The sequence below is a fragment of the Phycisphaeraceae bacterium genome, from assembly GCA_040222855.1.
Lineage (GTDB): Bacteria > Planctomycetota > Phycisphaerae > Phycisphaerales > Phycisphaeraceae > Mucisphaera.
In genome coordinates this window covers 530,959-552,804 of record JAVKCD010000025.1, presented here as the reverse complement: position 1 = coordinate 552,804, position 21,846 = coordinate 530,959, and the positions used below count along the sequence as shown (strand labels likewise).

Below are 21,846 nucleotides of genomic sequence, written 5' to 3'. Positions count from 1 at the left end.
GAGGCGTAAGCCGCTCTCAAATCCTCAGGAAAATCCCCGGGTTTCAAGAGATGAAAACTCATATATGCCGCTGCCAGCCTTGAACGAACATCACCTGGGGCGACTGCTAATGTGATTACTGCATCATGCAGTTTCTCTGAGACGTAAAGTAGACGATTGTCCATGAGGCCTCTACTCAGTTGTAAACGGCTCAAGCCGGTCTCCCGGCGTCATTCCCTTGCCCTGCTGAAACTCCCGGAAGCTCATCGCTTTGCGACCGGGAGCTTGGATCTCCATCAGTCGGACAGCGCCATCCGGGGTGGCGATCAGGTCCGTTTGCTGGCGGTTGTCCTCGCTGGGGGCCAGCAGTGTGCCCGGCACGGGAGGAGATTCGATCGACTCCAGACCGATCGTACAGGAGAGGTCGGGCACCTCGCTCACCCGGCGAATCATCAGCTCCCCGCGCTCGCAGCCGTCCGCGGCCACCCAGCGCACCCGGCATCCCGGCCAAGGTGTCAATCCATGAATCCGGCAGCGCACCCGGTGGCAGGTCTGGTTGAAGTCAACGGTTCCATCGGCCTTGGTGAACTTCGGGGCCTTGGTCGCCTGGCTGTGGTCTTGCTCGATCGGCGCAAGTCGATCCGCATCGAGTTGATTCAATACCGCGCCGATCGCATTCGGCCCCAGCAAAGCTAAACGATCGTGCAGCTCGCCCGCGGTTTCCGCCGGATCGATGTCGAGCGACGACTGGTGATACACCACACCCGCATCCATCTTCTGAGCCAGGCCGATCACCGAGACGCCGGTGCGCGTCTCGCCCTCGATCATCGCCCAGTTGATCGGCGCGGCCCCCCGATACTTCGGCAGGAGTGAAGCGTGGAGATTGACCGTCAACCGCCCCATCGCCTCAATCGCTTCCGGACCGATCTTCTGACCAAACGCAATGACGATGGTCGCATCAGGCTTCCAGTCGCGCAGCCGGTTAAGTTCGGCTTCCGTGTTGATGTTCTCCGACCTCAGCGTCTCGACGCCCTGAGCATCAGCCCAGGCCCCGATCGGTGTTGGCGTCATCACACGTTTGCGCCCCGCCGGCTTGTCCGGCTGCGTCACGACCGCCACCAACTCGTGGTGGCTGGCGATCCATTCGAGCGTCGGCAGGCCAAACTCGCCGGAGCCGCAGAAGACGATGCGCATCACGCCTCCTCAAGAGCGCGCAGCGCCTGTCGATTGGCGATCCGGTCAGAGGGCGACATCTTGTCGATAATCAGCACCCCTTCGAGGTGGTCGTACTCGTGCTGCCAGACACGAGGCGCGAACCCCTCCCCCGCCAGCCGGAACGACTGCCCTTGGAGATCCAACGCTTCGATGACCGCAAACGTCGGTCGGCGGACCTGGCAGGTGATATCCGGCAGGCTCAGGCAGCCCTCATCATGGAGGTCTTGATCCCGCCCCAACTCCGCAAACCGGGGGTTAACAAAGACCAGGTCGTCCTCGGGCTCTCCGGTCGGGTTGGCGACGAACATCCGCCAGCTCAGACCCACCTGAGGGGCCGCGAGGCCGACGCCAGGGGCCTCGTGCATCAGGTCCAGCATACGCAGGGCCACCCCCCGGACCTCATCCGTGACCGCAGCGACCTCCTGAGCCCTCTGACGGAGGACCGGATGGGGGTGGACCACGATCTGCAGTCTGGCGGGATCGACCGGCATCTGAGCATGCTAGAACCGCTCGCTCCGGGTCTCAACCGGAGTGCTAATTTCACTAACAGCAAAGGGTTGCCGCTTGACCACCCCCAAATCGACTGTCATACTGCAATCCGAGTGGGACGCAGTCGGCCCACCCAAGAATCATTGGCCTGAGAACCTGGGTAAGCCTCGCTGAGGCGACGCATAAGCAGGGCGCACGCATGGCGACGATCACGAAAAAAGAACTGATTGACCAAATCGCCGACGCCACCGGCCAGAAGCGGGTCGTCGTCAAAAAAATCGTTCAGAGCTTCCTCGACAGCATCATCATCGAGCTGGGCAAGGGTAACCGCTTGGAGTTCCGAGACTTCGGCGTGTTCGAGGTCAAGCAGCGGCAAGCCCGCATGGCCCAAAACCCCAAGACCCTCGAGCCCGTCGAGGTCCCGCCCAAGAGGACCGTCAAGTTCAAAATCGGCCGTCTGATGAAGCAGACCCTCTCCGGCGAAGAGGCCACCTTCATCGACAGTGACGACGACGAGATCTGATTTCGGCTTGCCCTGCTGACCGACGCAGGGACCTATGGACAGTCTTACCAATCACTTACGCGAGGATCTGGCCCGCCGCGAGGACGAAGGTCTGCTGCGCCAGCTCCGCCCGGTCGAGAACACCGGCCCGATCGTCCGCCTCCACGGCCGCGACCTGCTCAACCTCGCTTCCAACGACTACCTTGGCCTCAGCCAGCACCCCAGGCTCATCCAGGCCGCCACCGAAGCCAGCCAGCGCTACGGAACCGGCTCGGGCGCGAGTCGGCTGGTCGTCGGCGACCTCCCGCCTCACCGCGAAGCCGAGGAGGCCTTCGCCGCCTTCAAACACGCCGAAGCCGCTCTGCTCACAGGCTCGGGCTACCTCGCCAACCTCGCGCTGATGACCAGCCTCGCCGAACCCGGCGACCTGATCGCCCTCGATAAGCTCAGCCACGCCAGCCTTATCGACGCCGCCCGCGCCTCCGGCGCGATCGTTCGCACCTTCCCCCATGGCGACTATGACCGCATGGCCGCCCTGCTCGATAGGCACGGCCGCGCGGCCCACCGACGATTCGTCCTGACCGATTCAGTCTTCTCGATGGACGGCGACGCCGCCGACCTGCCAACCCTCTGTGATCTCGCTGAACAATACGATGCCCACGTCATCGTCGATGAAGCCCACGGTACCGGCGTCCTCGGAGCGACCGGCGCGGGTCTCGTCGAAGTACAGGCCGTCAGCGACCGCGTCCTCGCCGTCGTCAGCACGGCCAGCAAAGCCCTCGGCGGTTTGGGTGGGATCATCACCAGCTCGCGCGTCGTCATCGACACCCTGATCAACCGCGCCCGCTCGCTGATCTACACCACCGCCACACCAGCCAGCCAGGCCGCCGCCCTCACCGCAGCGATCAGCGTCCTCCGCGACGAACCCCACCGCCAGCAACGACTCACCGAGATGAGCACCCGCGTCCGTGCCGCCCTGACCAGCGCCGGCTGGACGCTCCCCGAACTCGCGTCGGGTATCGCGACGCCGATCATCCCCCTCATCGCTGGCGACACCCCCGCCGCCCTCAAGCTCGCCGAACGACTCCAGTCCGCAGGCATCCTCGCCGTCGCGATTCGCCCACCGACGGTCCCACCGGGCTCGGCGCGGGTGCGGCTGTCGCTGCGGGCTGATCTGACGGACGAGCAGGTTGAGCGGGTGGTGGAGGCGGTAAGTCAGTCGGCACCCGGTGCTGGCGGGGGATAAAGGACCCAGTCCGAATCGGGGATCATCAGAGTATCGGTTCCCGTGGCGATGTCGTACTCGAAGTCGAAATCAATCTGTGGCCAAGAGCGGTCGCCAGGTTTTGCATGGTCATCATGCTCGTCGAGGCCGCGGCCATAGACGATTAACTGGTTGTTATCGTCAGCATGCAGGAGGAGTGGGGGCTAGGTGCTCATCGGATTCGTCGGCGAAGGCTTTGGGGAGGTACTTGGGCACAAGAGCTTGCTGATCAGCGGGCCATGTGTTGTGTTCGCGCCGATAGAGTTCGGCTGCGATCGCGATGAGTAGAGCATCTCGTGCGCTGCGAAGGCCAGCGGGGGTGCGGTGGGCAGCAGAGATCGCCGGCAGATAGGCAACGATCGGGAAGTAGTAAAGCCCTGTCCAGGTGGTCGAGGCCATGTCCTCGATGAGATTGTCGGGGTCTGATCGGATCATCTGACCGAGTGGCATGTCCCCGTAGTCAGTAATCTCCAGAAACAACTTCTCGATCTGATTGGTTAGTGCCTGGCGATCGGCGATCAAGACGGCGGCGAGGGGAGTGGCGAGTCGGAAACTCCAGCGTGATGTGGCAATTTCGAAAAACTTGTCGTGGAACCATGTCGGTGCCGTATTTCTGTCGTCGATGGGCTCACCGTTTAAGAAGGTATCGAGTCGAAAAAGAAACTCCAGGCCCTCGTCGGAGAGTTGGCCGTCTTGGTTGTAAATGCGGTCGAGCATGTCCTCGAACCAGATGCTGAACTCCGAATCGATACCTTCAGACACGGAGATGCGCATGCTGGCGAGGCGATGGGCGGCATAAGCGAGGTCTGAGTTGACGTACATATCCGGCCGGTGCTGGAGAAGGCGACCCAGTCGTTTGATGGCGATCTTTTTGATAGAAACATCGACAAGGCAACTGATGAGAAGGGGTTGTTCGCTGGCCCAGTCCCCAAGGCGACTGATGGCGCTGAGGCAATGAAGAACACGTGCTGACTCGCCCCGTTGGTGGGCGACGACCATCTCCACTTCAAGAATGCGGGCGAGGCGGCGGAGCCAGCCGAGATGCGGGAGAGGTGTGTTGATGGTCGATTGTTTGGCCAGCTTCTCAGCAGTCGTCATGCTCTCCCAGTCGTCTTCAGGCGGCTGGGGGTAGAGCGGGTCGCCGATCGGTGTGTTGGTGATGACCTGATAGTCCTCGGTGTGCATGCGGTAGAAGAAATCGATATGGAACCCGAGGTGCGGGTGGCGGGTGACTTCGATAAGCTGCTGGATCATGGACGCATGATCGTGCGTGAAGTTCTCTGCGTGAGACCAGGCGGGGTTATTGGGTGTGAGTTCTGCGAGGTGTTTCGGTATTTGGGTGCCGAACTGAGCTTCGAGTTCGTCACGGCGATCATCGGTGAAGGCGGTTTCGGGTGAGGCGGCGGTGACCGCGATCAAGATGGCTTTAAGTTCCGGCCAGGCTCTTTGGTCGTCAGGGATGCTGGTGAGCGGGGCGTTGATCTTGGCGATGATCTCATCCACGCTCATCGGCTCCGGCTCACCTATCGACAGCCACACCGCCGCGAGCACATACCCCACCACCACCGCCCCAAGCCCTCTGCCCGTCCAGACTCGCGCGTGATACACCGCCGACCGCCCGCGCACCTTCGCTCGCCGGATCAGTCGCGCCGTCTGCCTCGCGTCCCCGAAACGCTCGACCGGCGTCTCCGCCGTCGCCCCGGCCTCCAGTCCATCACCAAAGTGCGCGATCAACTCGCCCGCCACCTCGTAGCGTTCGTGCCGCCACAGCCGCGTCCGCCGGGTCACCTCCAGCACGATTCCCCGGCAGGGCTCGGGCAAGTCACACCGCTCGATCAACCCCCGCCAGTCCAGCCGCCCCGACAGCCGACCCCGGATCAGGTCCAGCAGAGGCGTCGTCCGTAGCTTTCTCATCAACGTCGGCGGCTGAGATTTGCTCCGGTTCATGCCATCCCCCCCGCCGCCTTCTGCTCGCCAAGCCCGAGCGCCTGCATCGCCTCGACCAGCCGAGCCCACTGCGCCCCATCGCTGGCGAGCTTCCGCCGACCACGCGTCGTGAGCCGGTAGTACTTCCGCGGCCGACTTCCGGCCGTGTCGCTCCGCCCGGCGATCAGCCCCTTGGCCTCAAGGTTGTAGAGCATCGGATACAGCGTCGACTGCCCCATCGCCAGCAAACCGCCGGTCTGCTTGTCGAGAGACTGCACCAGCTCGTACCCATACTTCTCCCCCGGCTCCAGCAGCTTGAGCACCGCCAACGGCCCTGCCCCCCGCATCAACTCGCGTTCCAGCTTCATAGTACGCCTCCTATGCTATGTAAAACATAGTATCAGCCAAAGACAACTCGATCCACAATAAAATCAAGATTTATCCTCCCTGATAGATTGATTTATCGAAATCTGTCGATATATTGATAGGCAATGAGCCCACCCACCACCAACCGTGATGCCCTGCCGACCGAACTGCTCGACGCAGCCGCCCCGCTGCTCAGGGTCATGGCTCACCCGCACCGCCTGCGCCTCATCGAGACCCTCCTAGACCGACGCCTGTCCGTTGGCGAACTCGCCCTCACCCTGGACCTGCCCCAGGCCGCCGTCTCCGGCCACCTCACACAACTCAAAGCCCACCGCATCCTCCGCGTCGAGCGCGAGGGACGCGAGTCGTTCTACCGCGTCCATCACCCGGCGGCCAGCTTCATCATCGAGTGCCTCCAGACCCATCGTGACGAGTTGTCCACCTGACAGAACTGACAGCACCATGAACACCTTCCAACAGAATCTCAACATCGTGATCGTCGGCGGAGTCGCTGGCGGAGCGTCCGCAGCAGCCCGCGCCCGACGCATGAACGAACACGCCAACATCGTCTTACTCGAGAAAGACCATCACGTATCCTTCGCCAACTGTGGACTGCCTTACTACCTCGGCGGAGAGATCGCCGACCGCGCCAAGCTCACCGTCGCCTCCGCGGAACTCCTCCGCCAGCGATTCCGTATCGACGTACGCCCAAGGCATGAAGCCATCCGCATCGACCGTGCGAACAAGACCGTCCGCGTCCACAACCACGTCGCTGGCGAAGAACTCGACCTGCCCTACAACAAGCTCATCCTCGCGCCGGGTGCCCGCCCGATCGTCCCGGAGATCCCGGGCAAGGAGCTCCCCGGCGTCTTCACGCTCCGTAACCTCGATGACACCGACGCTATCCACGACCATCTCGAAGGCCTGGAACAGCAACGTGCCCTGGTCGTTGGCGCCGGCTACATCGGACTCGAGATGGCTGAGCAGCTCCGCGTCCGCGGCATGCACGTCACCCTCGTCGAACGCGCCCCTCAGGTCCTCGCGCTAATGGACCCCGAGATGGCCACGCCGATCGCTGAGGAGCTCCAACGACAAGGCATCGACCTCCGTGTCCGAGACGAGGTCGTCGCCATCGAGCAACAAGGCCAGACCCTCACCGCCACGCTTAAGTCCAGCGAGACCGTCGCTGTCGGCGCTGTCATCTTTGGCGTCGGAGTGATTCCCAACACCAAACTCGCCGAGGACGCCGGACTCGAACTCGGCTCGACCCGCGGCATCACCGTCGACCGCTTCATGCGCACCTCCGACCCCGATATCTACGCCGTCGGCGATGCCGTCGAGTACGCCTATGGCCCGACCGGCAACCCGATGCGCATCGCCCTGGCCGGGCCTGCGAACCGCGCCGGCCGGATCGCGGGCACCCACGCTGCCACTGGCGACGCCTCCCCGATGGGTGATGTATTCGGGACCTCCATCGTTCGGGTCTTCAGCGTCACCGCAGGCCTCGCCGGCCTGACCAACCGCTCTGCTGAACGCTTCGGTATCCCGATGCAGACCGTCACCGTCATCGCCAATCATCACGCGGGCTACTTCCCCGGCGCCAAACCCGTCACCCTCAAGCTCGCTTACGCCCCGACCACCGGCCGCGTGCTCGGCACCCAAGCCGTCGGCGCTGAGGGCATCGACAAACGACTCGATGTCATCGCCACCCTCATGGCGATGAAGGGCACCGTCCGCGACCTTGCCAACCTCGACCTTGCCTACGCCCCACCCTTCGGTTCCGCCAAGGACGTGCTCCACATGGCCGCCTTCGCCGCCTGCAACGCCCTCGATGGCTCCGACACCTTCGCCGACAGCGACTCCGACCTGACCCCGTATCAACTGGTGGATGTCCGCACGCCTAGCGAGGTCGCCAAAGCACCGCTGCGTGCCGGAGAGCACGCCATCAACATCCCCGTCGATGACCTCCGCGACCGCCTCAACGAACTCGATCCATCTAAACCCACCATCGTGACCTGCGCCTCCGGCGTCCGCAGCCATGTCGCCGCACGATTGCTTGCCCAACACGGCTTCCGCAACATCCTCGAACTTGCTGGCGGCGCAACCGTCCGCAATCGCTCAAACGTTTGCGAACACGCCAACGCCTGAAGGCAATACTCACCCGGAGTCCTCTCCATGACCACCACCGCCCAATCACCAATCGCCGCCTACGGCTCGATCACCCCCGAGCAGCTCGCCAAGCACCTTAAGTCAGACCCCAACGCCCTGCTCATCGACGTCCGCACGCCCGCCGAGTATCACGCCGTCCACATCCCACAGGCCCGCCTGATGCCTCTCGACCAGCTCGACACCGACACGATCCGAACGCTAGCCACCGATGACCAGTCGATTTACGTCATCTGCCACGCTGGCGGTCGCGGGGCCAAAGCCTGTGAACGCCTGGTGTCCGCAGGTCTGAGTAACATCATCAACACCGAAGGCGGAACCGCCGCCTGGGCCGACGCCGGACTCCCGGTGACCCGAGCCAGGGGCGCGATCTCCATCATGCGCCAGGTCCAGATCACCGCCGGATCACTCATCCTCCTCGGCGTGATCCTCGCCGCCATCGTTCACCCTTGGTTCATCGGCCTCTCTGGCTTCGTCGGCGCTGGCCTGCTCTTCGCAGGCCTCACCGACACCTGCGGGATGGCCATGCTCCTGGCGCGAATGCCGTGGAACAAGAAGAAGCCATCCTCACAAAACTGCACGATCTGATCCCGGTTGTTACCTCACCGAAAGCGTCGGCCGATCCGCCGCCTCCGACATCAGGTGCATCGATACCTGCGCCGCTAGCTTCTCCGTGACTGCCGTCAACTCCTTCGCGAGTTGATCATCACCCGTGTAGTTCGCCGTCGGATCGCCAGCGTCGGCGTTGTAACGGATCGCCGTGTTGATCGGAATCTGCCCTAAAAACGGCACACCCATCTGCTGGGCCATCAGTTCCGCTCCGCCCTTACCGAAGATGTCGTACTCCTTGCCATCGTCACCGATGAAGTAGCTCATGTTCTCGACGACTCCCAACACCTCGATCCGCAACTGCCGGAACATCGCCACCGCCCGCCGAGCATCGTCCTGCGCCACCTTCTGAGGCGTGCACACCACTACCGCACCTGTCAACGGCAACAACTGCGCCATCGTCAGTGGGACATCCCCCGTCCCAGGCGGGAGGTCAATAATCAGGTAGTCCAACGCTCCCCAAAGCGTCTGCGTCACCAGTTGCCTGAAAGCACCATGCGCCATCGGCCCTCGCCAGATCAGAGGCTTCTCATCCTCCACCAGCGACCCAAGCGACATCGCAAAAACCCCATGCACATCAAACGGCAGCAGATTCTTCCCCTCTGCCTTCGGGCTGAACCGATCCAACCCGAGCATCGTCGGCAGCGACGGCCCGTAAATATCGCCATCCAGAATCCCAACCCGCGCGCCCCGCCGGGCGAGTCCAATCGCAAGATTCACCGCCACCGTCGACTTCCCGACACCCCCCTTCCCGGCACCCACCGCGATGATGTGCTTAACACCTGGCAGCAGATTCTCTTTCTCGCCGGACTCACCCACTGTCGCCTGCGGCTGAGGCTTCTGACCTCCTGCCTGAGCCAGCCCGGACACGAACTCAACCTCCAGCTTCTCCACAGGCGGGTCGATCGCACGCAACGCTGACTCGATCCGCCCGCGTAGCTCTTTACGCAGATCTTCATTCAGCGACGACACCTTGATCTGTAGTTGCACCACCCCATCACAAGCCGCCACGTGACGCACCATATTCAATGACACCAGGTCCCTGTGAAGCTCGGGGTCCTGCACAGTCTGCAGCGTCTGAAGGACCTGTTCTTTTGTCGTTGCCATGCTGAATGCTCCTCAAACCTCGATCCTAGGTCGATCGGCGATCCTTAGCCAACCACGCATTTCTCGACTTGCCCTGCAATGAACCCCCCGCAACAGCGTTACTCCGCTTGAGAATCACCCACCCATCAGGGAAAGGACCTGACCATGAAACTCCCGACTACCCGTAACCTTCTCATCGCAGGACTCGCTACCGTCGCTATAGGCTTCGCTGGCGTCGCCGTTGTCCCAGCCTTCGCTCAGCCAGGTCCCAGACAGGGCATGGGCCAAAACACCCCAGGACATCACGCCGAGATGACCTGCCCCAACTGCGGCCACGAGTTCATGCCGCCGCCCTCGCGCGGACCCCGTGGACAGGACTTCGGCGATCCGCGTGACGGCCGCCGTGGCATGCAGGGACAACCCCGTGGCCAACAAGGCTTTATGCCCCCACCCGGCCGCGATGGTCGCGGCATGAGTGACCGCAGAGGGCCTCGTGGCAACGAGTTTGGTGCCCCCGGCCCTGGACCCGAGCGTGGCGATCGCTTCGGCGACCGCCGCGGGCCCGGCGGTGAGCCCGGCATGGCGCCCCCTCGATCCGGACAGCCCGAGCGAGGACAGATGCTCCGCGAACTCTTCCGTGGCGTCGACCTCGACGACGCCCAACGTGATGAGGTCATGGAGATCGCCGCCACCTTTCGCGGAGAACTCGAAGCCTGGCATGAGACCAACGAACAAGCCCTCCGCGACCTCATGGCCGAGGCCCGCGACGCCCGGGAGCTTCAGGACCGCGATCGACTCCAAAGCCTCATGGCCGAGTTCCGTGAACTCCGACAAACCGCTCCCAAGCTCATCGACAGCCTCGCTGAAATCCGCGAACTCCTGACCACAGAACAGTTCGAGACCTTCGATGCCAACGTGGAACAAGCCCGCGAAGAGATGGAACGCCGGATGCAGGGCGCTCGTGAACGTGGGGGGTCTGGCGAAGGCAGGCAGGAACGCCCCAGAGGCCAGCGGGACCGAAGGTCCGGCATGAACGACCTGGATTCACAAGAATCATCAGGCCAGACCGCAGAAAATAATCGACAGGATGACCAACTCGATTTATGATTTATGCGGAGCTAGTGGCTCCGTGCACACCGGAAAAGGTGGCGAGACACGGGATCCCGACGGGCGATAGCCTGTCGGGTCTCTTTTTGTAACTCCCGCTGTCAAGACAAGGGGGATAGGCGATCCGCGTCCTCCAGACTCTACTGCACAGCCCCCTCGGTCATCCGCATAAACGCCGTCTCGAGACTCGCCTCCTCCGCCCGCAACTCCACCAGCTTCAACCCCGCCTCCACCAGACATCGCGCAATCTGACCGACTGTCTCCGGATGGTGAGCCTCCAGCCGCACGCGAATACCATCCGGATCGACCGTCGCCTCGAGCACACCCGTCAATCCCTCCAGAGCCTTCCGCGCCAAGTCCGGTTTCTCCGCCACCCGCACCCTGAGCATCGCCCCCGTCTCGGTCCGTTGCAGCAACTCCTCCTTGGTCCCCACAAACCTCAGCTTCCCACGCTCGATGATCCCGAACTTCGTACACAGCTCCGACAGCTCCGGCAGGATGTGCGAGCTGATCAGAATCGTCTTGCCCATGCGATGCAGCTCCTTGAGCAGTTCGCGCATCTCAACCCGCGCCCGCGGGTCCAAACCCGACGCCGGCTCATCAAGCAGCAACAGCTTCGGGTCGTGCAGCAACGCCCGCGCCACGGACAACCGCTGCTGCATCCCGCGTGACAGACCATTAACCTCCGACAACGACTTACCCGTCAGGTCCGTTAGCTCCAGCACATCCCCGATCACCCGCCGCCGCTCCGGCCCGTTGATCTGATAAGCCGAAGCGAAAAACTCCAGATACTCCGTCACCGTCAGGTCTGCATATGACCCGAAGAAATCCGGAACATACGCAATGATCCGCCGCACCTCCTGGGCATTCACCGGCCCGACACTCAGCCCGTCGATCCGAGCCTCACCCCATGTTGGCTTCAACAGCGTCGCCAGAATCTTCATCGTCGTCGTCTTCCCGGCCCCGTTCGGACCCAGAAAGCCAAACGCATCCCCCGCCTCGACGGTCAGATCCAGGTGATCCAGCGCCACCAGGTCGCCATACTTCTTCGTGAGATTCTTGGTCTGAATCATCGCCATCAACGTGTCTCCGCGCCACCGCTGGCGTCCGTCAGGTCGTACACAATCCGCACCGCCGTCATCCCCGAAGACGAGGGCTCCTGCCCGCCAATCAGCAGCGGCGCTGGTAGCTCAGCCCCCTCGATCAGGCCCGTCAGAATCAGCCGCCCCGGCAGCAGATTCTGTGACAGATCAAGACGCTTGAGCTGCCCACGCCTCAGGACTTTCGCCCGATCCGTCAGCTCCAGTTGATGAAACCGTGGCGCTGGCAGCAGGTCATAAAACGTCAGCACACGAAGCATCGCCAGCAGACGAGGCCGCAACGCACCCTCCGAAGTCTGCAGCCACCCATCTTGCGTCGGGAACACCGACAACTGACCCCCCAGATGCCCCTCGTTCCGCAGGCTCCGCTGCCGATCAAACCGCAGCCCGCCCGGTCGATTCACCAGCCGCACAGCGTTCTCAGGCGCGATCGCTAGCGACTCACCCGCTACCCAAGGCTCATCGATCGCCCAGGTAATCGCCCGGTCCGCCGTCTCACCAAAAGGAAGAAACGTCGCACGCACATAACGAATCGGCGCAGGCGCCTCATGCCGCACCGTCCCCGAAGGCAAGCCATCCACCAGCGTCAGTGTGTCGTAAAACGTCCCCGGATAACCAAGATCATCCAGCCGCCCCATCGTCTCGTACCGCACCATCCGAGCCGCCGACCGCGACGGCACACCCAACCCCGACGGGTCGTCAGCCTCAACCGGATAAGGCCGCGCATCAATAAAGCTCAGCATCGCCGCACCCGGCCAACCCGGCGACGACAGATACGTCCCGACGATCGGCTCATGCCCAAACCGAATAGCGACCCGCCCAAACTCAGGCGTGAACGCCGAAGCCCACCCATTGACCCTCGCAATCCGCGCCCGCGCATCAACATCCAGCACCGTGAGATGACGCACCTGCGTCTGAGCTGGTGCCGCAAACGCGATCACCACCCACGACAACAAACTAAAGACCACCACACACACCGCAAAAGCCAGCCACGCCAACTCTGTTCGTTGACGCTGACGCACCGCCAAATAACTAAGCGGACCCGCCACCGCCCAGTAAGCCGCCAGCAGAATCAGCAACAGATTCAGCCACGGCCCCACCGCTCGCCGCAGATCGGTATACGCCGACATCCCCTCATCAAGTGTGACCTTCACCCGAACCGGCGAGTCCTCAGAAGTCACCTCACCCTGCCTGATCTGCTGCTCAATCCATGCCTTGGGACGCACCGGAGCCTGCCAGCCGAAGACCCGCTGCCACACCCGAAAACTCCCGTCATCCGCCACGATCCGTCGCAGCGCGATATCCGTAACATCCGCGCCCAGCACCGTCACACGCCCAAAACCATAAGTCCCCGCCACCAGCGTAGCCCGGCCATCCTCAAGCTCATGCAGCACCATCGACCCAGGCTTGGGAATCATCGCCGTCGCAGTGATCGTCACCGGTTCCGAGGTCAGCGACCTCCCCAGCCAGCGAGGCGGCTCGATCGTCACACGCTCCATCCGCCTCGGGTCCACCGGCAACACGTCCGCCAGCGACGAAGCCCCCCACGTCTGACCCGCCGACGGCAGGATCAACACCAGATGACCGCCCCGCCGCACCCAGCCCCGCAAAGCATTCTGCTGCGCCGGCGTCCATCGCGCTGTCGCCGGATCGCCCCCGCCGGGAGCCCATACCACCGCATCGATCGCATCCAACCCATGCGCACGATCCGGCAGATCACGCAGCGTCAAACCCTCGATCGGATACACCGGCTCGTGCCGCGTGACCCCATCCACATAATCCTCCAGCCCGACCCGACCCGTCGACAGCACCAAAACCCGCTTGGCATGCACAACCGCTGGCGACGCACTGCGGATTTGAACACCGGGATACGAAGCGCCCGTCTCAGCGTTGGCCGCCCGCACCTCCACCACAGTCTGAAACGACTGCGGGCTCATCACATACAACCACGCATCCGCCGTCCGGTTCGCGTCCACCGTCACCACCCGCTGATACTGAACCTGGTCCCCATCACTATCCCGAACCGGCACCGTCAGCCGCACCGCCAACGGCTGACCCGTCGTGTTCTCCACACCCACCCGGACCGGCGTCCACAACCCCGGATAAAGATACCCCTCAAACCCCAGCGAGGCCTGCTCCGCCTCCAGACGAATCTGCCCCCACGCTGACGGCGCAACCACAGCTAACAACAACATCCAAACAGCCAAACTCAGCACATACTTCATAAGCAAAGCCCCAGGGCACCCGATTCTAAGCCCTCAGCACCATCCCTGCGGGGCCGATAAACCGCACGACCCCGATCAGGCGCGAACCCCACCATCAACCAGTCGATACCGCTCTTGTGTTCAACCACGTCACCCTCTCCATGCTCGCGGTCCTCGGCCTCATGGGCTACATGCTCCTGACCTGTGCCCTGAGCACCCTCACCAGCTTCGCCCACTTCCGAATCATCCGCCACGACCTCGTCTGCGAGAGCCGCCGCCGCCGCAACGAATACCTCAACTCCGTCATCGATCGCGTCCAACGCTCCTCAGGCGTCACCGTCATCGAAGATGACGACGAGGACACCGTCGAGATCATCGACGATGACGAAGCCCAAGATTCCGGGCCCCTCGCCATGCCTCAGCCTCAAGAGACCCCCAAAAAGCAAGCCGCCTGACCAACTCCCCGCCTCCCCGCCCGGCTTGTTATCGTGACGCCATGAGCCGATTGCTGATCCGTGGCGGGCGTCTGATCGACCCCAAGAACAACCTCGACACCACCACCGACCTCTTCATCGAAGACGGCCGCGTAGCTTCTGTCGGCAAACTCACATCGGCTCAGACCGACGGACTACCCACCCTCGACGCATCCGGCCTCCTCGTGACACCCGGACTCATCGACGTCCACGTCCACTTCCGCGAGCCCGGCCAGGAGCAGAAAGAAACCATCGCCACCGGTGCTGCCGCCGCCATCGCAGGCGGTTTCACCTCCGTCTGTTGCATGCCCAACACCAACCCGACCCTCGATGACGACGCCAGCATCGATTACGTCTACGAACGCGCCGAACGCGCTGGCATGGCCAACGTCTTCCCCGTCGGCGCACTCACCAAGTCACGACACGGAAGCGAACTCGCCGAGATCGGCCTCATGGCCCAGCGCGGCGCCGTCGCCTTCTCCGACGACGGCACAGGCGTCGCCTCCGCTGGCATGATGGCCAAGGCCATGACCTACGTCGGTATGACCGGCCGCTGCATCATGCAGCACTGCGAAGACCCCACTCTCGGCGGCGGCGCCATGAACGCAGGCCCCCTCGCCGCACGACTCGGCCTCTCCGGCTGGCCACGACTCGCCGAAGACCTCATGATCCAACGCGACCTCATGATCGCCCGCGATCAGCAATACAAAACCCGCTGGCACGCCCAGCACATGACCACCGCCAACGGTGCCGAACTCCTCCGCCGCGCCAAACACGATGCCGGACCCAACGTCCACCGCATCACCGGCGAAGTCAGCCCCCACCATCTCCTGCTCACCGACGAAGCCTGCGCCGGCTACGACACCCTCGCCAAGATGAACCCGCCCCTCCGCAGCCAGGCCGACATCGACGCCCTCCGCGCCGCCGTCGCCGACGGCACCATCACGCTCCTCGCCACCGACCACGCCCCTCACACACCCGAAGAAAAAGCCCTCGAGTTCGAGGACGCGCCCTACGGCATCATCGGCCTCGAACCCGCCCTCGCCCTCTACATCAAAGCCCTCATCGACACCGACACCATCACCTGGACCCGACTCATCGAGATGATGACCTGGCGCGGCGCCGAACTCTGCGAGCTCGAAGCCCGCGGACACCTCGCCACCGGCAGCCACGCCGACATCACCCTCATCGACCCCAACCACAACTGGACCATCGACACCGCCACCTTCGCCGGCAAGTCCCGCAACTGCCCCTTCCAAGGCCAAACCGTCACCGGCCGAGCCCTCGCCACCATCGTCTCCGGCGACATCAAACTCCTCCGCGATCCCGAACGACTCAAGGCCGCCAACCACCGCCCCCCCGCCACCGAACAGGACCTGATCGACTTGATCGAGCAGCGGACCTCGACTCAGGACCGTCCCTAGCCGTCACTCGCCGCCGCTGAGCACCTGACCCTTCCGGACCCCGTAGTACCCCCCGATCGGTTCCGGGACTGTCGCCTTCCCGCCCACGTCCGCACCCGAGTGCGACAGCCGCGACCCCGTGTGCGCCGCGAAGTGCAGGTGCGGCCACGACGTCCCCGAATCCCCCGACAGCCCGATCACCTCCCCCGCCTCCACCCGGACCTCCGGCTCGCCGTAGCTCACCTCACCGAACCGCCGCTCCGACAGGTGCGCATAGATCGTCGTCACCCCGTGACCGTGATCGATCACCACGTACTGCCCGTAACCGTCGTTACCCGTTCGGTCCTGACTCGTCATCACACGCCCCGCCGCCGCCGCCCGCACCTCCGTTCCCCCCGGCATCTCGAAGTCGATCGCAAAATAGTCATTCGCCGCCGAGTCCCGACCGATCGTGTTATGCGTCCACGACGACGCTTGATGCCCGTAGCCCGTGCCGACCTCGTAACCGCCTTTGTACGGCAACCTCAACACGAAACCCTCCGGCAGGAACGCCGTCGCCTCCAGATGCTCCCGCGGCCGAGGCGTCAGAAAACGCGCCTCCTTCGTTGCCTTCCCCGGATCACCCGCAATCCCCAGCACCGCCGCGCCCACCAGCGTCGCCACATCTCGACGCACCGGTGCCGCCTTACCCTCCGCATCCGACGGGTGCACCCGGTTCGTGAGAAGCACATAGAACAGATCATTCTTCGGATCGATCCACACCGCCGTCCCCGTGTACCCCGTGTGACCGACCGAAGACTCCCGGTCCATCACCGCACCCCGAGCCGACGTCGCCGAGCCCCGCGCATCAAACCCCAGCGTCCGCCATCCGGTCCCGTCCGCCAATGACGCAGGCGTCAACATCCGTTCGACCGCCGCCTCCGACATCACCCGCGCCCCCTCCAACTGCCCGCGATTCAGGATCATCCGCGCGTACCTCGCCACATCCCGCCCCGTCGAAAACAACCCCGCGTTCCCCGAAACACCCCCCAGCGCCCACGCCCGAGGGTCATGCACCCGCCCCAGGATCGCCTCGCCCTCCACCACCTCCGTAGGCGCCGTCCGCACCAAGTACGCCGGACCAGGGTTGTACCCCGTGTCCGTCATCCCCAGCGGCTCGAACACTCGCTCCGTCACGAACACATCCAACGCCTGCCCCGACACCTCCGCCACGATCTGACCGAGCAGGATGTACCCCAGACACGAATACGCATACGCATCACCCGGCTCACCCCGCAGTGCACAGGACGCCACGTTGGCGATCATCGTCTCGCGATCTCCCTCGTAGTCGCTCATCGGATTGGCAGGCGGAAGCCCACTGTGATGCAGCAACAACTCTCGGATCGTGATCCGCCCATTCGCATCCTTCTCCCTCAAGACCGGGAGGTAGTCCGACGCCGGCGCGTCCAGTTCGATCTTCCCCTCATCAATCAGGATATGAATCGCCGTCGCCGTCGCGATTGGCTTGGTCAGGGACGCCAGATCAAAGATCGTGTTGATCCCCATCCCCACCCGTTCCGGCACCACCGACCGATCCCCATACGCTTTCCGGTAAAAAACCCCCTCTCGATCCCCGACATACAGCACCGCGCCCGGGAGTTCACCCCGCTGAATCGCCGCCTCAATCGCAGCATCCGCCCGCCCCAGGTGCTCATAATCAATGACACGGTCCGCTCGGTGCTCCATCATCGGCTCCCGCGCCGCCGCCCGCAGATCATCACCCACTTGACCGCTGGCAACCGCCCACAGCCACAGCACCGCAAAACCAGAAATCCAGACCGTCCCACGCATCTGCGGGCCAACCTCTCTTAGTCCCGATCGTAACCCTCTTCATCAACATCGCCTACCCCCTCCGGCACCGCCACCGGCTCCGTGAGCACCGGCCGATCCGGCCGAAACTCCGGATGACGGATCTGCCCACCCGACATCGCCACATAGACCATCCCCGGCACGCTCACCACCGCCGCCACCGCCGCCAGCCACGCCACCGGCTTCTGCCAGGCAACCTTCTTGAACCACCGCAGCACGATCGCGATCGACGCCAGCGCCGCCGTCAGATAAACCAGCTTCGCGTAGACCTCCGCCTCATCGTAATGCCGATCCATAATCCCCCACGCCGCCTCATCCAGGTACGGCGCGATCCCCAACCCCTGCTCCGCTAACTCCTTCGCCGTCTCACCCGTCGACATCACCGCCGCGATCGACCACCCAAACACCACCAGCATCCACAACCCCGTATCCGTACACGCACGGTTCTTCAGGATCAACCCCACAATCAGCGGGATCGCCGCCGCCCCCACGCCAATCATCGGGAGATGCACCAGCGCCACGTGTAGATGAGCCGCACTCAGATCCATCACAAGACCTCCAGAAGTTAACTAACTCGCCTGCGCATTCCGCGCCAGAATCAGATCACACAACTCACGCACGGCCCCGTACCCACCCGATCGTTCGAGCACAAAATCCGAGGCCTCCATCGCCACGTCATAAGCGTCCGCCACCGCCACCCCGCACCCCGCCGCCTTCAGGCATTCCACATCATTCACATCGTTGCCGATGTAAACAAGGTGCTCCATCTTGACCCCGTGCTCCTCCGCCCACTTTCGCAGCACCGGCAGCTTGTCATCAATCCCCTGAATGCACGCAACCCCCAGCTTCTTGCAGCGCGCCGACACCACCGGATTCCGCTCCTTCGACAACACTCCCACCGCCACGCCCGAGTCACGCACCATCTGCAACCCCAACCCGTCACTGCGATCACAAACCACCGACTCAAGCCCGTCCTCCCGCACGATCACCCGGTTGTCGGTCAGCACCCCATCAAAATCACAGATCAACGCCGCCACCGGACACGGCAGCCGCTCAACCCGCAACGCCAGATGATCCGCAGAACTCTCAGCTGATTCAGTCATATCACCAGTCTACGCCGCACCCGCCGTCGCCGCCTCACGCTCCTCCTCCGCCGACTCGATCCCCAACTGCACCAACGGACCATGGGGCTTCTTCGCCTCCGCCGCCAACCGCTTGCCCGCCGAAGGATTCGCGTAGGCGTTGAACACCATCGCCTTCACCGTCCCCCACATCCCACCAAACGACGAGAACGTGTGATCCACCGCCGACGGCTCGTACCCGCAGTGAACCATGCACTGCTGACACGCCTGATTCCCAGACGCCCGGCCATAGTTGTCCCAGTCCGTTGTCTCCATCAACTCCTCAAAGGAGTCGACATACCCGTCCTGCAACAGATAACACGGCTTCTGCCAGCCAAACATATTAAAGGTCGGGTTCCCCCAGGGCGTGCACTCATACTCTCGCTTGCCCATCAGAAACTCAAGGAACAACGGCGACTGATTAAATACCCACCGCTTCTTCCGATTGCTCAGCAGCATCTCGAAGAACTCGTTGGTCTTCTGCCGCTCCGCCATAAAACTCTTCTGATCCGGCGCCTTCGGGTACGCATACCCAGGCGACACCATCATCCCCTCCACACCAAGGTCCATCATCGCATCAAAGAAACCCCGCAAGCTGTTCGGGTCCCCGCCCTCGAAAATCGTCGTGTTCGTCGTGACCCGGAAACCCTGCTCCACCGCCAGCTTGATCCCCGCATAAGCCTTCTCATACGTCCCCTCACGGCACACCGCGAAGTCGTGATGCTCCTCCAGCCCGTCCATGTGCACCGAGAACGTCAAATACTTACTCGGCTTAAACCGCCCCTGTTCCAACGCCTCCTTCAACAGAATCGCATTGGTGCACAGATAGATGTACTTCTTCCGCGCAATAAGCCCCTCGACAATCTTCTCCATCTCAGGATGCAGCAACGGCTCACCACCAGGAATCGACACCATCGGTGCCCCGCACTCGTCCGCCGCCTTCAGACAATCCTCAACAGGCAGATTCTGCTTGAGAATATGCGCCGGATACTGAATCTTCCCGCACCCCGCACACGACAGATTGCACCGAAACAACGGCTCCAGCATCAGCACCAGCGGATAACGCTTCTTCCCCCGCAGCTTCTGCCCCAGTACGTAACTCGCCACAGTCCACATCTGAGATATCGGTACGCCCATGCCTGGTCCTTGCTGGGAAATCGGTGTGATGTCGGTAGTTACAACAGACCCCTCGCCCTCAAACTCCATCGTCTACGGGATCACCCCACCGGTCAACCCGATCGGGTGTCACACTGCAGCGTAGCTGCTGTGTACCCAGCGAGGCGCTACCCACCCGACCGGTGCCCACCGGCTATCCTCCACGCATGTCGACCACCACCCTCACCCTCCCAAACCACACCATCCACTGGCTCGACCACCTCCCCGAGCCCGCCGAGGCTGACCTCGCCTGGGGCATTGCCACCACACCCCTGGGCCGCATCCGCGTCACTACCGCTGATCACATCATCTGTGCCTTCGACCTCCTCGAAGACGATCGCCAAACCGCCCCCCTGCCCACGCACGCCAGGCACGATGACCCCGTGGCCCAGACCATCCTCGATCAAGTCCTAGACGACCAGCCCCACACCTTCACCGTCGCCCCCGAAGGCACCGCCTTCCAAAAAGCCGTCTGGCACGCCCTCCTGAGCATCCCCCACGGCAGCACCGCCACCTACGCCGACATCGCCCGACGCCTCGGCCGCAACCCCTCCGCCGCCCGTGCCGTAGGCGGGGCCGTCGGCTCAAACCCCATCGCCCTCCTCATCCCCTGCCACCGCGTCATCGGAACCTCCGGCCAACTCACCGGCTTCGGCTGGGGCCTACAACGCAAAGAAACACTCCTCCGCGCCGAAGGCATCACGCTGTTCTAAGCCCCAAAGCATTCAGTTTCATCGATGGGTGCCACGGGTCATCGAGCCAAAGGCGAGTGACCCGTGGCGCATCATCACGCCCTGTCAGTTCACCAAGAATCGATCCGATCGCGTCACGAGCCACAGGCGCGAGCCTGTGGGCCCATCCCCTGAAAAACTTACTCCCCCCATCAATGAAGCGAGCGCAACTGCCGTAATCTTCAAGCCCCCGACCCCACAGCGTGCTCCTCCAACACGTCCATCTCCACAAACTCCAATACCGACATGTGCGTCGCCTCCAGCACCACTGGCGGAGCCACACCCGCCTCCAGCGCCTCCTTCCAACGCTCCACACAAACACACCACCGATCCCCTGCCTTCAACCCCGGAAACGAATACTCCGGCCGTGGCGTCGATAAATCATTCCCCGCCTGCTTCGAGAACGACAGAAACGCCGCCGTCACCCGCGCACAAACCGTGTGCAACCCCACATCATCAGCACCCGTCCGACAACACCCATCCCGGTAAAACCCCGTCAACGGGTCCCGCGAACACTCAGCCAGTTCCGTCCCAAGCACATTCTTTGCCATGTCATTATCCTAGCCCAAGTCCCCGGGCGACCTCATGCAGCCTCCGGTCACGCGTCCACAGCCGCACCCCATCCCGCAGACAACTCGCCAGCAGATGCACGTCCACCCACCCGATCCCTCGGCTCACGAGACCCTCCACTTCGATCAGATCCAGACACGACTCAGCACCGCAAGTCCGCACCCGTGGCATCCGCTTGAGCCGACCGATCGTCCGCGCCCGCTCCGGTAGCCCGCCGCACGCCAACTCACCGATCACCATCTCGTGCAGCACGATCCCCTGCTCGTCCAACAGCCGAAACAGCCGCCGATCCGTCGCCCGAAAGTGCTCCACCCACACCGACGTGTCTGCCAGGATCACGACGCCGATCGCCGTCGCGGGATCTCCTTCATCTCCGGCTGACTCCCGCCCAGCCGCGCCAGCGCCCGCGCGCTCTCCCGGGCCACCAGCACCTCCAGCGCCTTGTTCACCAGCGCCGTCTTGTTGCTGACGCCCGTCAGCTTCGCCGCCTGCTCCAGCAACGCATCATCAAGATTGACAGTCGTTCTCATGC

General features: G+C 63.2%; 23 protein-coding genes. 9 read left to right on the top strand and 14 right to left on the bottom strand.

The window, feature by feature from the left end:
• Positions 1–171: 171 nt before the first annotated feature.
• Both fmt and def read right to left on the bottom strand, forming a co-directional pair.
• Positions 172–1,173: a methionyl-tRNA formyltransferase gene (fmt, locus tag RIG82_12130; protein ID MEQ9461688.1), complete on the bottom strand. Its 1,002-nt coding sequence runs from the start codon at positions 1,171–1,173 to the stop codon at positions 172–174.
• Positions 1,173–1,685 carry a peptide deformylase gene (gene def / locus RIG82_12125; protein ID MEQ9461687.1) on the bottom strand — a complete coding sequence of 171 codons (513 nt, stop codon included), beginning with the start codon at positions 1,683–1,685 and terminating at the stop codon, positions 1,173–1,175. The genes fmt and def overlap by 1 nt, the downstream gene beginning before the upstream one ends.
• A gap of 197 nt (positions 1,686–1,882) precedes the next feature.
• Between def and RIG82_12120 the strand changes: the two genes are divergently transcribed.
• Both RIG82_12120 and RIG82_12115 read left to right on the top strand, forming a co-directional pair.
• A complete protein-coding gene (locus tag RIG82_12120; protein MEQ9461686.1) occupies positions 1,883–2,206 on the top strand; it encodes an HU family DNA-binding protein in 324 nt (107 codons plus the stop codon).
• Between the two features lie 34 nt (positions 2,207–2,240).
• Positions 2,241–3,431 carry an 8-amino-7-oxononanoate synthase gene (locus tag RIG82_12115; protein MEQ9461685.1) on the top strand — a complete coding sequence of 397 codons (1,191 nt, stop codon included), beginning with the start codon at positions 2,241–2,243 and terminating at the stop codon, positions 3,429–3,431.
• A 159-nt stretch (positions 3,432–3,590) separates the two neighbouring features.
• Here the strand turns inward: RIG82_12115 and RIG82_12110 are convergent, their stop codons facing one another.
• Together RIG82_12110 and RIG82_12105 are read right to left on the bottom strand one after the other, a co-directional pair.
• Positions 3,591–5,396: a hypothetical protein gene (locus RIG82_12110; protein ID MEQ9461684.1), complete on the bottom strand. Its 1,806-nt coding sequence runs from the start codon at positions 5,394–5,396 to the stop codon at positions 3,591–3,593.
• Positions 5,393–5,743: a helix-turn-helix transcriptional regulator gene (locus RIG82_12105; protein MEQ9461683.1), complete on the bottom strand. Its 351-nt coding sequence runs from the start codon at positions 5,741–5,743 to the stop codon at positions 5,393–5,395. The genes RIG82_12110 and RIG82_12105 overlap by 4 nt, the downstream gene beginning before the upstream one ends.
• Positions 5,744–5,866: 123 nt before the next feature.
• Between RIG82_12105 and RIG82_12100 the strand changes: the two genes are divergently transcribed.
• Genes RIG82_12100 through RIG82_12090 form a run of 3 tightly spaced genes read left to right on the top strand, consistent with a single transcriptional unit; the run spans position 5,867 to position 8,495 of the window.
• The gene (locus RIG82_12100) at positions 5,867–6,187 is read left to right on the top strand and encodes a metalloregulator ArsR/SmtB family transcription factor (GenBank protein MEQ9461682.1); all 321 of its coding nucleotides are present in this window, start codon (positions 5,867–5,869) and stop codon (positions 6,185–6,187) included.
• A 16-nt stretch (positions 6,188–6,203) separates the two neighbouring features.
• Entirely contained in the window at positions 6,204–7,889 is a 1,686-nt protein-coding gene (locus tag RIG82_12095) for an FAD-dependent oxidoreductase (GenBank protein MEQ9461681.1), read from the top strand.
• Between the two features lie 27 nt (positions 7,890–7,916).
• On the top strand, positions 7,917–8,495 hold the full coding sequence (locus tag RIG82_12090; protein MEQ9461680.1) for a rhodanese-like domain-containing protein: 579 nt from the start codon (positions 7,917–7,919) through the stop codon (positions 8,493–8,495).
• Positions 8,496–8,504: 9 nt separating this feature from the next.
• Here the strand turns inward: RIG82_12090 and RIG82_12085 are convergent, their stop codons facing one another.
• Complete coding sequence (locus RIG82_12085) at positions 8,505–9,623, bottom strand: Mrp/NBP35 family ATP-binding protein (protein MEQ9461679.1); 1,119 nt, start codon at positions 9,621–9,623, stop codon at positions 8,505–8,507.
• A 144-nt stretch (positions 9,624–9,767) separates the two neighbouring features.
• Here RIG82_12085 and RIG82_12080 point away from each other — a divergent pair, with 144 nt between their 5' ends.
• A complete protein-coding gene (locus RIG82_12080) occupies positions 9,768–10,709 on the top strand; it encodes a hypothetical protein (GenBank protein ID MEQ9461678.1) in 942 nt (313 codons plus the stop codon).
• Between the two features lie 140 nt (positions 10,710–10,849).
• Here the strand turns inward: RIG82_12080 and RIG82_12075 are convergent, their stop codons facing one another.
• Positions 10,850–11,788, bottom strand: a complete 939-nt coding sequence (locus RIG82_12075; protein MEQ9461677.1) for an ABC transporter ATP-binding protein — start codon at positions 11,786–11,788, stop codon at positions 10,850–10,852.
• Positions 11,788–14,004, bottom strand: coding sequence for a hypothetical protein (locus tag RIG82_12070; GenBank protein MEQ9461676.1), 2,217 nt, complete (start codon positions 14,002–14,004; stop codon positions 11,788–11,790). Before RIG82_12070 ends, RIG82_12075 begins: the two co-directional genes overlap by 1 nt.
• Before the next feature lie 146 nt (positions 14,005–14,150).
• Here RIG82_12070 and RIG82_12065 point away from each other — a divergent pair, with 146 nt between their 5' ends.
• Both RIG82_12065 and RIG82_12060 read left to right on the top strand, forming a co-directional pair.
• Positions 14,151–14,468: a hypothetical protein gene (locus tag RIG82_12065; protein ID MEQ9461675.1), complete on the top strand. Its 318-nt coding sequence runs from the start codon at positions 14,151–14,153 to the stop codon at positions 14,466–14,468.
• Between the two features lie 41 nt (positions 14,469–14,509).
• Positions 14,510–15,910, top strand: coding sequence for a dihydroorotase (locus RIG82_12060; GenBank protein ID MEQ9461674.1), 1,401 nt, complete (start codon positions 14,510–14,512; stop codon positions 15,908–15,910).
• Between the two features lie 3 nt (positions 15,911–15,913).
• Here RIG82_12060 and RIG82_12055 read toward each other — a convergent pair whose 3' ends face one another.
• From RIG82_12055 to hpnH, 4 genes are read right to left on the bottom strand one after another with little or no spacing between them, the layout of a single operon-like run.
• Complete coding sequence (locus RIG82_12055) at positions 15,914–17,719, bottom strand: serine hydrolase (protein ID MEQ9461673.1); 1,806 nt, start codon at positions 17,717–17,719, stop codon at positions 15,914–15,916.
• Positions 17,720–17,736: 17 nt separating this feature from the next.
• On the bottom strand, positions 17,737–18,285 hold the full coding sequence (locus RIG82_12050; protein MEQ9461672.1) for a hypothetical protein: 549 nt from the start codon (positions 18,283–18,285) through the stop codon (positions 17,737–17,739).
• 21 nt (positions 18,286–18,306) lie between these two features.
• Complete coding sequence (locus RIG82_12045) at positions 18,307–18,840, bottom strand: HAD hydrolase family protein (GenBank protein ID MEQ9461671.1); 534 nt, start codon at positions 18,838–18,840, stop codon at positions 18,307–18,309.
• 9 nt (positions 18,841–18,849) lie between these two features.
• Positions 18,850–19,995, bottom strand: a complete 1,146-nt coding sequence (gene hpnH / locus RIG82_12040) for an adenosyl-hopene transferase HpnH (GenBank protein MEQ9461670.1) — start codon at positions 19,993–19,995, stop codon at positions 18,850–18,852.
• 185 nt (positions 19,996–20,180) lie between these two features.
• On the opposite strand from hpnH, the gene RIG82_12035 reads away from it, so the two are divergent.
• Complete coding sequence (locus tag RIG82_12035; protein MEQ9461669.1) at positions 20,181–20,726, top strand: MGMT family protein; 546 nt, start codon at positions 20,181–20,183, stop codon at positions 20,724–20,726.
• Positions 20,727–20,926: 200 nt separating this feature from the next.
• On the opposite strand, the gene RIG82_12030 is transcribed toward RIG82_12035, so the two are convergent.
• The 3 genes from RIG82_12030 to RIG82_12020 are packed head-to-tail and all read right to left on the bottom strand — an operon-like array spanning position 20,927 to position 21,844.
• The gene (locus RIG82_12030; protein MEQ9461668.1) at positions 20,927–21,295 is read right to left on the bottom strand and encodes a DUF2237 domain-containing protein; all 369 of its coding nucleotides are present in this window, start codon (positions 21,293–21,295) and stop codon (positions 20,927–20,929) included.
• Between the two features lie 4 nt (positions 21,296–21,299).
• On the bottom strand, positions 21,300–21,653 hold the full coding sequence (locus tag RIG82_12025; GenBank protein MEQ9461667.1) for a PIN domain-containing protein: 354 nt from the start codon (positions 21,651–21,653) through the stop codon (positions 21,300–21,302).
• The gene (locus RIG82_12020) at positions 21,650–21,844 is read right to left on the bottom strand and encodes a type II toxin-antitoxin system VapB family antitoxin (GenBank protein ID MEQ9461666.1); all 195 of its coding nucleotides are present in this window, start codon (positions 21,842–21,844) and stop codon (positions 21,650–21,652) included. The genes RIG82_12025 and RIG82_12020 overlap by 4 nt, the downstream gene beginning before the upstream one ends.
• Positions 21,845–21,846: the final 2 nt, after the last annotated feature.

Excerpts from the sequence above, each read along its gene's own strand:
- fmt (MEQ9461688.1), bottom strand. The coding sequence starts at position 1,173 with ATGCGCATCGTCTTCTGCGGCTCCGGCGAGTTTGGCCTGCCGACGCTC.
- def (MEQ9461687.1), bottom strand. The coding sequence starts at position 1,685 with ATGCCGGTCGATCCCGCCAGACTGCAGATCGTGGTCCACCCCCATCCG.
- RIG82_12120 (MEQ9461686.1), top strand. The coding sequence starts at position 1,883 with ATGGCGACGATCACGAAAAAAGAACTGATTGACCAAATCGCCGACGCC.
- RIG82_12115 (MEQ9461685.1), top strand. The coding sequence starts at position 2,241 with ATGGACAGTCTTACCAATCACTTACGCGAGGATCTGGCCCGCCGCGAG.
- RIG82_12110 (MEQ9461684.1), bottom strand. The coding sequence starts at position 5,396 with ATGAACCGGAGCAAATCTCAGCCGCCGACGTTGATGAGAAAGCTACGG.
- RIG82_12105 (MEQ9461683.1), bottom strand. The coding sequence starts at position 5,743 with ATGAAGCTGGAACGCGAGTTGATGCGGGGGGCAGGGCCGTTGGCGGTG.
- RIG82_12100 (MEQ9461682.1), top strand. The coding sequence starts at position 5,867 with ATGAGCCCACCCACCACCAACCGTGATGCCCTGCCGACCGAACTGCTC.
- RIG82_12095 (MEQ9461681.1), top strand. The coding sequence starts at position 6,204 with ATGAACACCTTCCAACAGAATCTCAACATCGTGATCGTCGGCGGAGTC.
- RIG82_12090 (MEQ9461680.1), top strand. The coding sequence starts at position 7,917 with ATGACCACCACCGCCCAATCACCAATCGCCGCCTACGGCTCGATCACC.
- RIG82_12085 (MEQ9461679.1), bottom strand. The coding sequence starts at position 9,623 with ATGGCAACGACAAAAGAACAGGTCCTTCAGACGCTGCAGACTGTGCAG.
- RIG82_12080 (MEQ9461678.1), top strand. The coding sequence starts at position 9,768 with ATGAAACTCCCGACTACCCGTAACCTTCTCATCGCAGGACTCGCTACC.
- RIG82_12075 (MEQ9461677.1), bottom strand. The coding sequence starts at position 11,788 with ATGGCGATGATTCAGACCAAGAATCTCACGAAGAAGTATGGCGACCTG.
- RIG82_12070 (MEQ9461676.1), bottom strand. The coding sequence starts at position 14,004 with ATGTTGTTGTTAGCTGTGGTTGCGCCGTCAGCGTGGGGGCAGATTCGT.
- RIG82_12060 (MEQ9461674.1), top strand. The coding sequence starts at position 14,510 with ATGAGCCGATTGCTGATCCGTGGCGGGCGTCTGATCGACCCCAAGAAC.
- RIG82_12055 (MEQ9461673.1), bottom strand. The coding sequence starts at position 17,719 with ATGCGTGGGACGGTCTGGATTTCTGGTTTTGCGGTGCTGTGGCTGTGG.
- RIG82_12050 (MEQ9461672.1), bottom strand. The coding sequence starts at position 18,285 with ATGGATCTGAGTGCGGCTCATCTACACGTGGCGCTGGTGCATCTCCCG.
- RIG82_12045 (MEQ9461671.1), bottom strand. The coding sequence starts at position 18,840 with ATGACTGAATCAGCTGAGAGTTCTGCGGATCATCTGGCGTTGCGGGTT.
- hpnH (MEQ9461670.1), bottom strand. The coding sequence starts at position 19,995 with ATGGGCGTACCGATATCTCAGATGTGGACTGTGGCGAGTTACGTACTG.
- RIG82_12035 (MEQ9461669.1), top strand. The coding sequence starts at position 20,181 with ATGTCGACCACCACCCTCACCCTCCCAAACCACACCATCCACTGGCTC.
- RIG82_12030 (MEQ9461668.1), bottom strand. The coding sequence starts at position 21,295 with ATGGCAAAGAATGTGCTTGGGACGGAACTGGCTGAGTGTTCGCGGGAC.
- RIG82_12020 (MEQ9461666.1), bottom strand. The coding sequence starts at position 21,844 with ATGAGAACGACTGTCAATCTTGATGATGCGTTGCTGGAGCAGGCGGCG.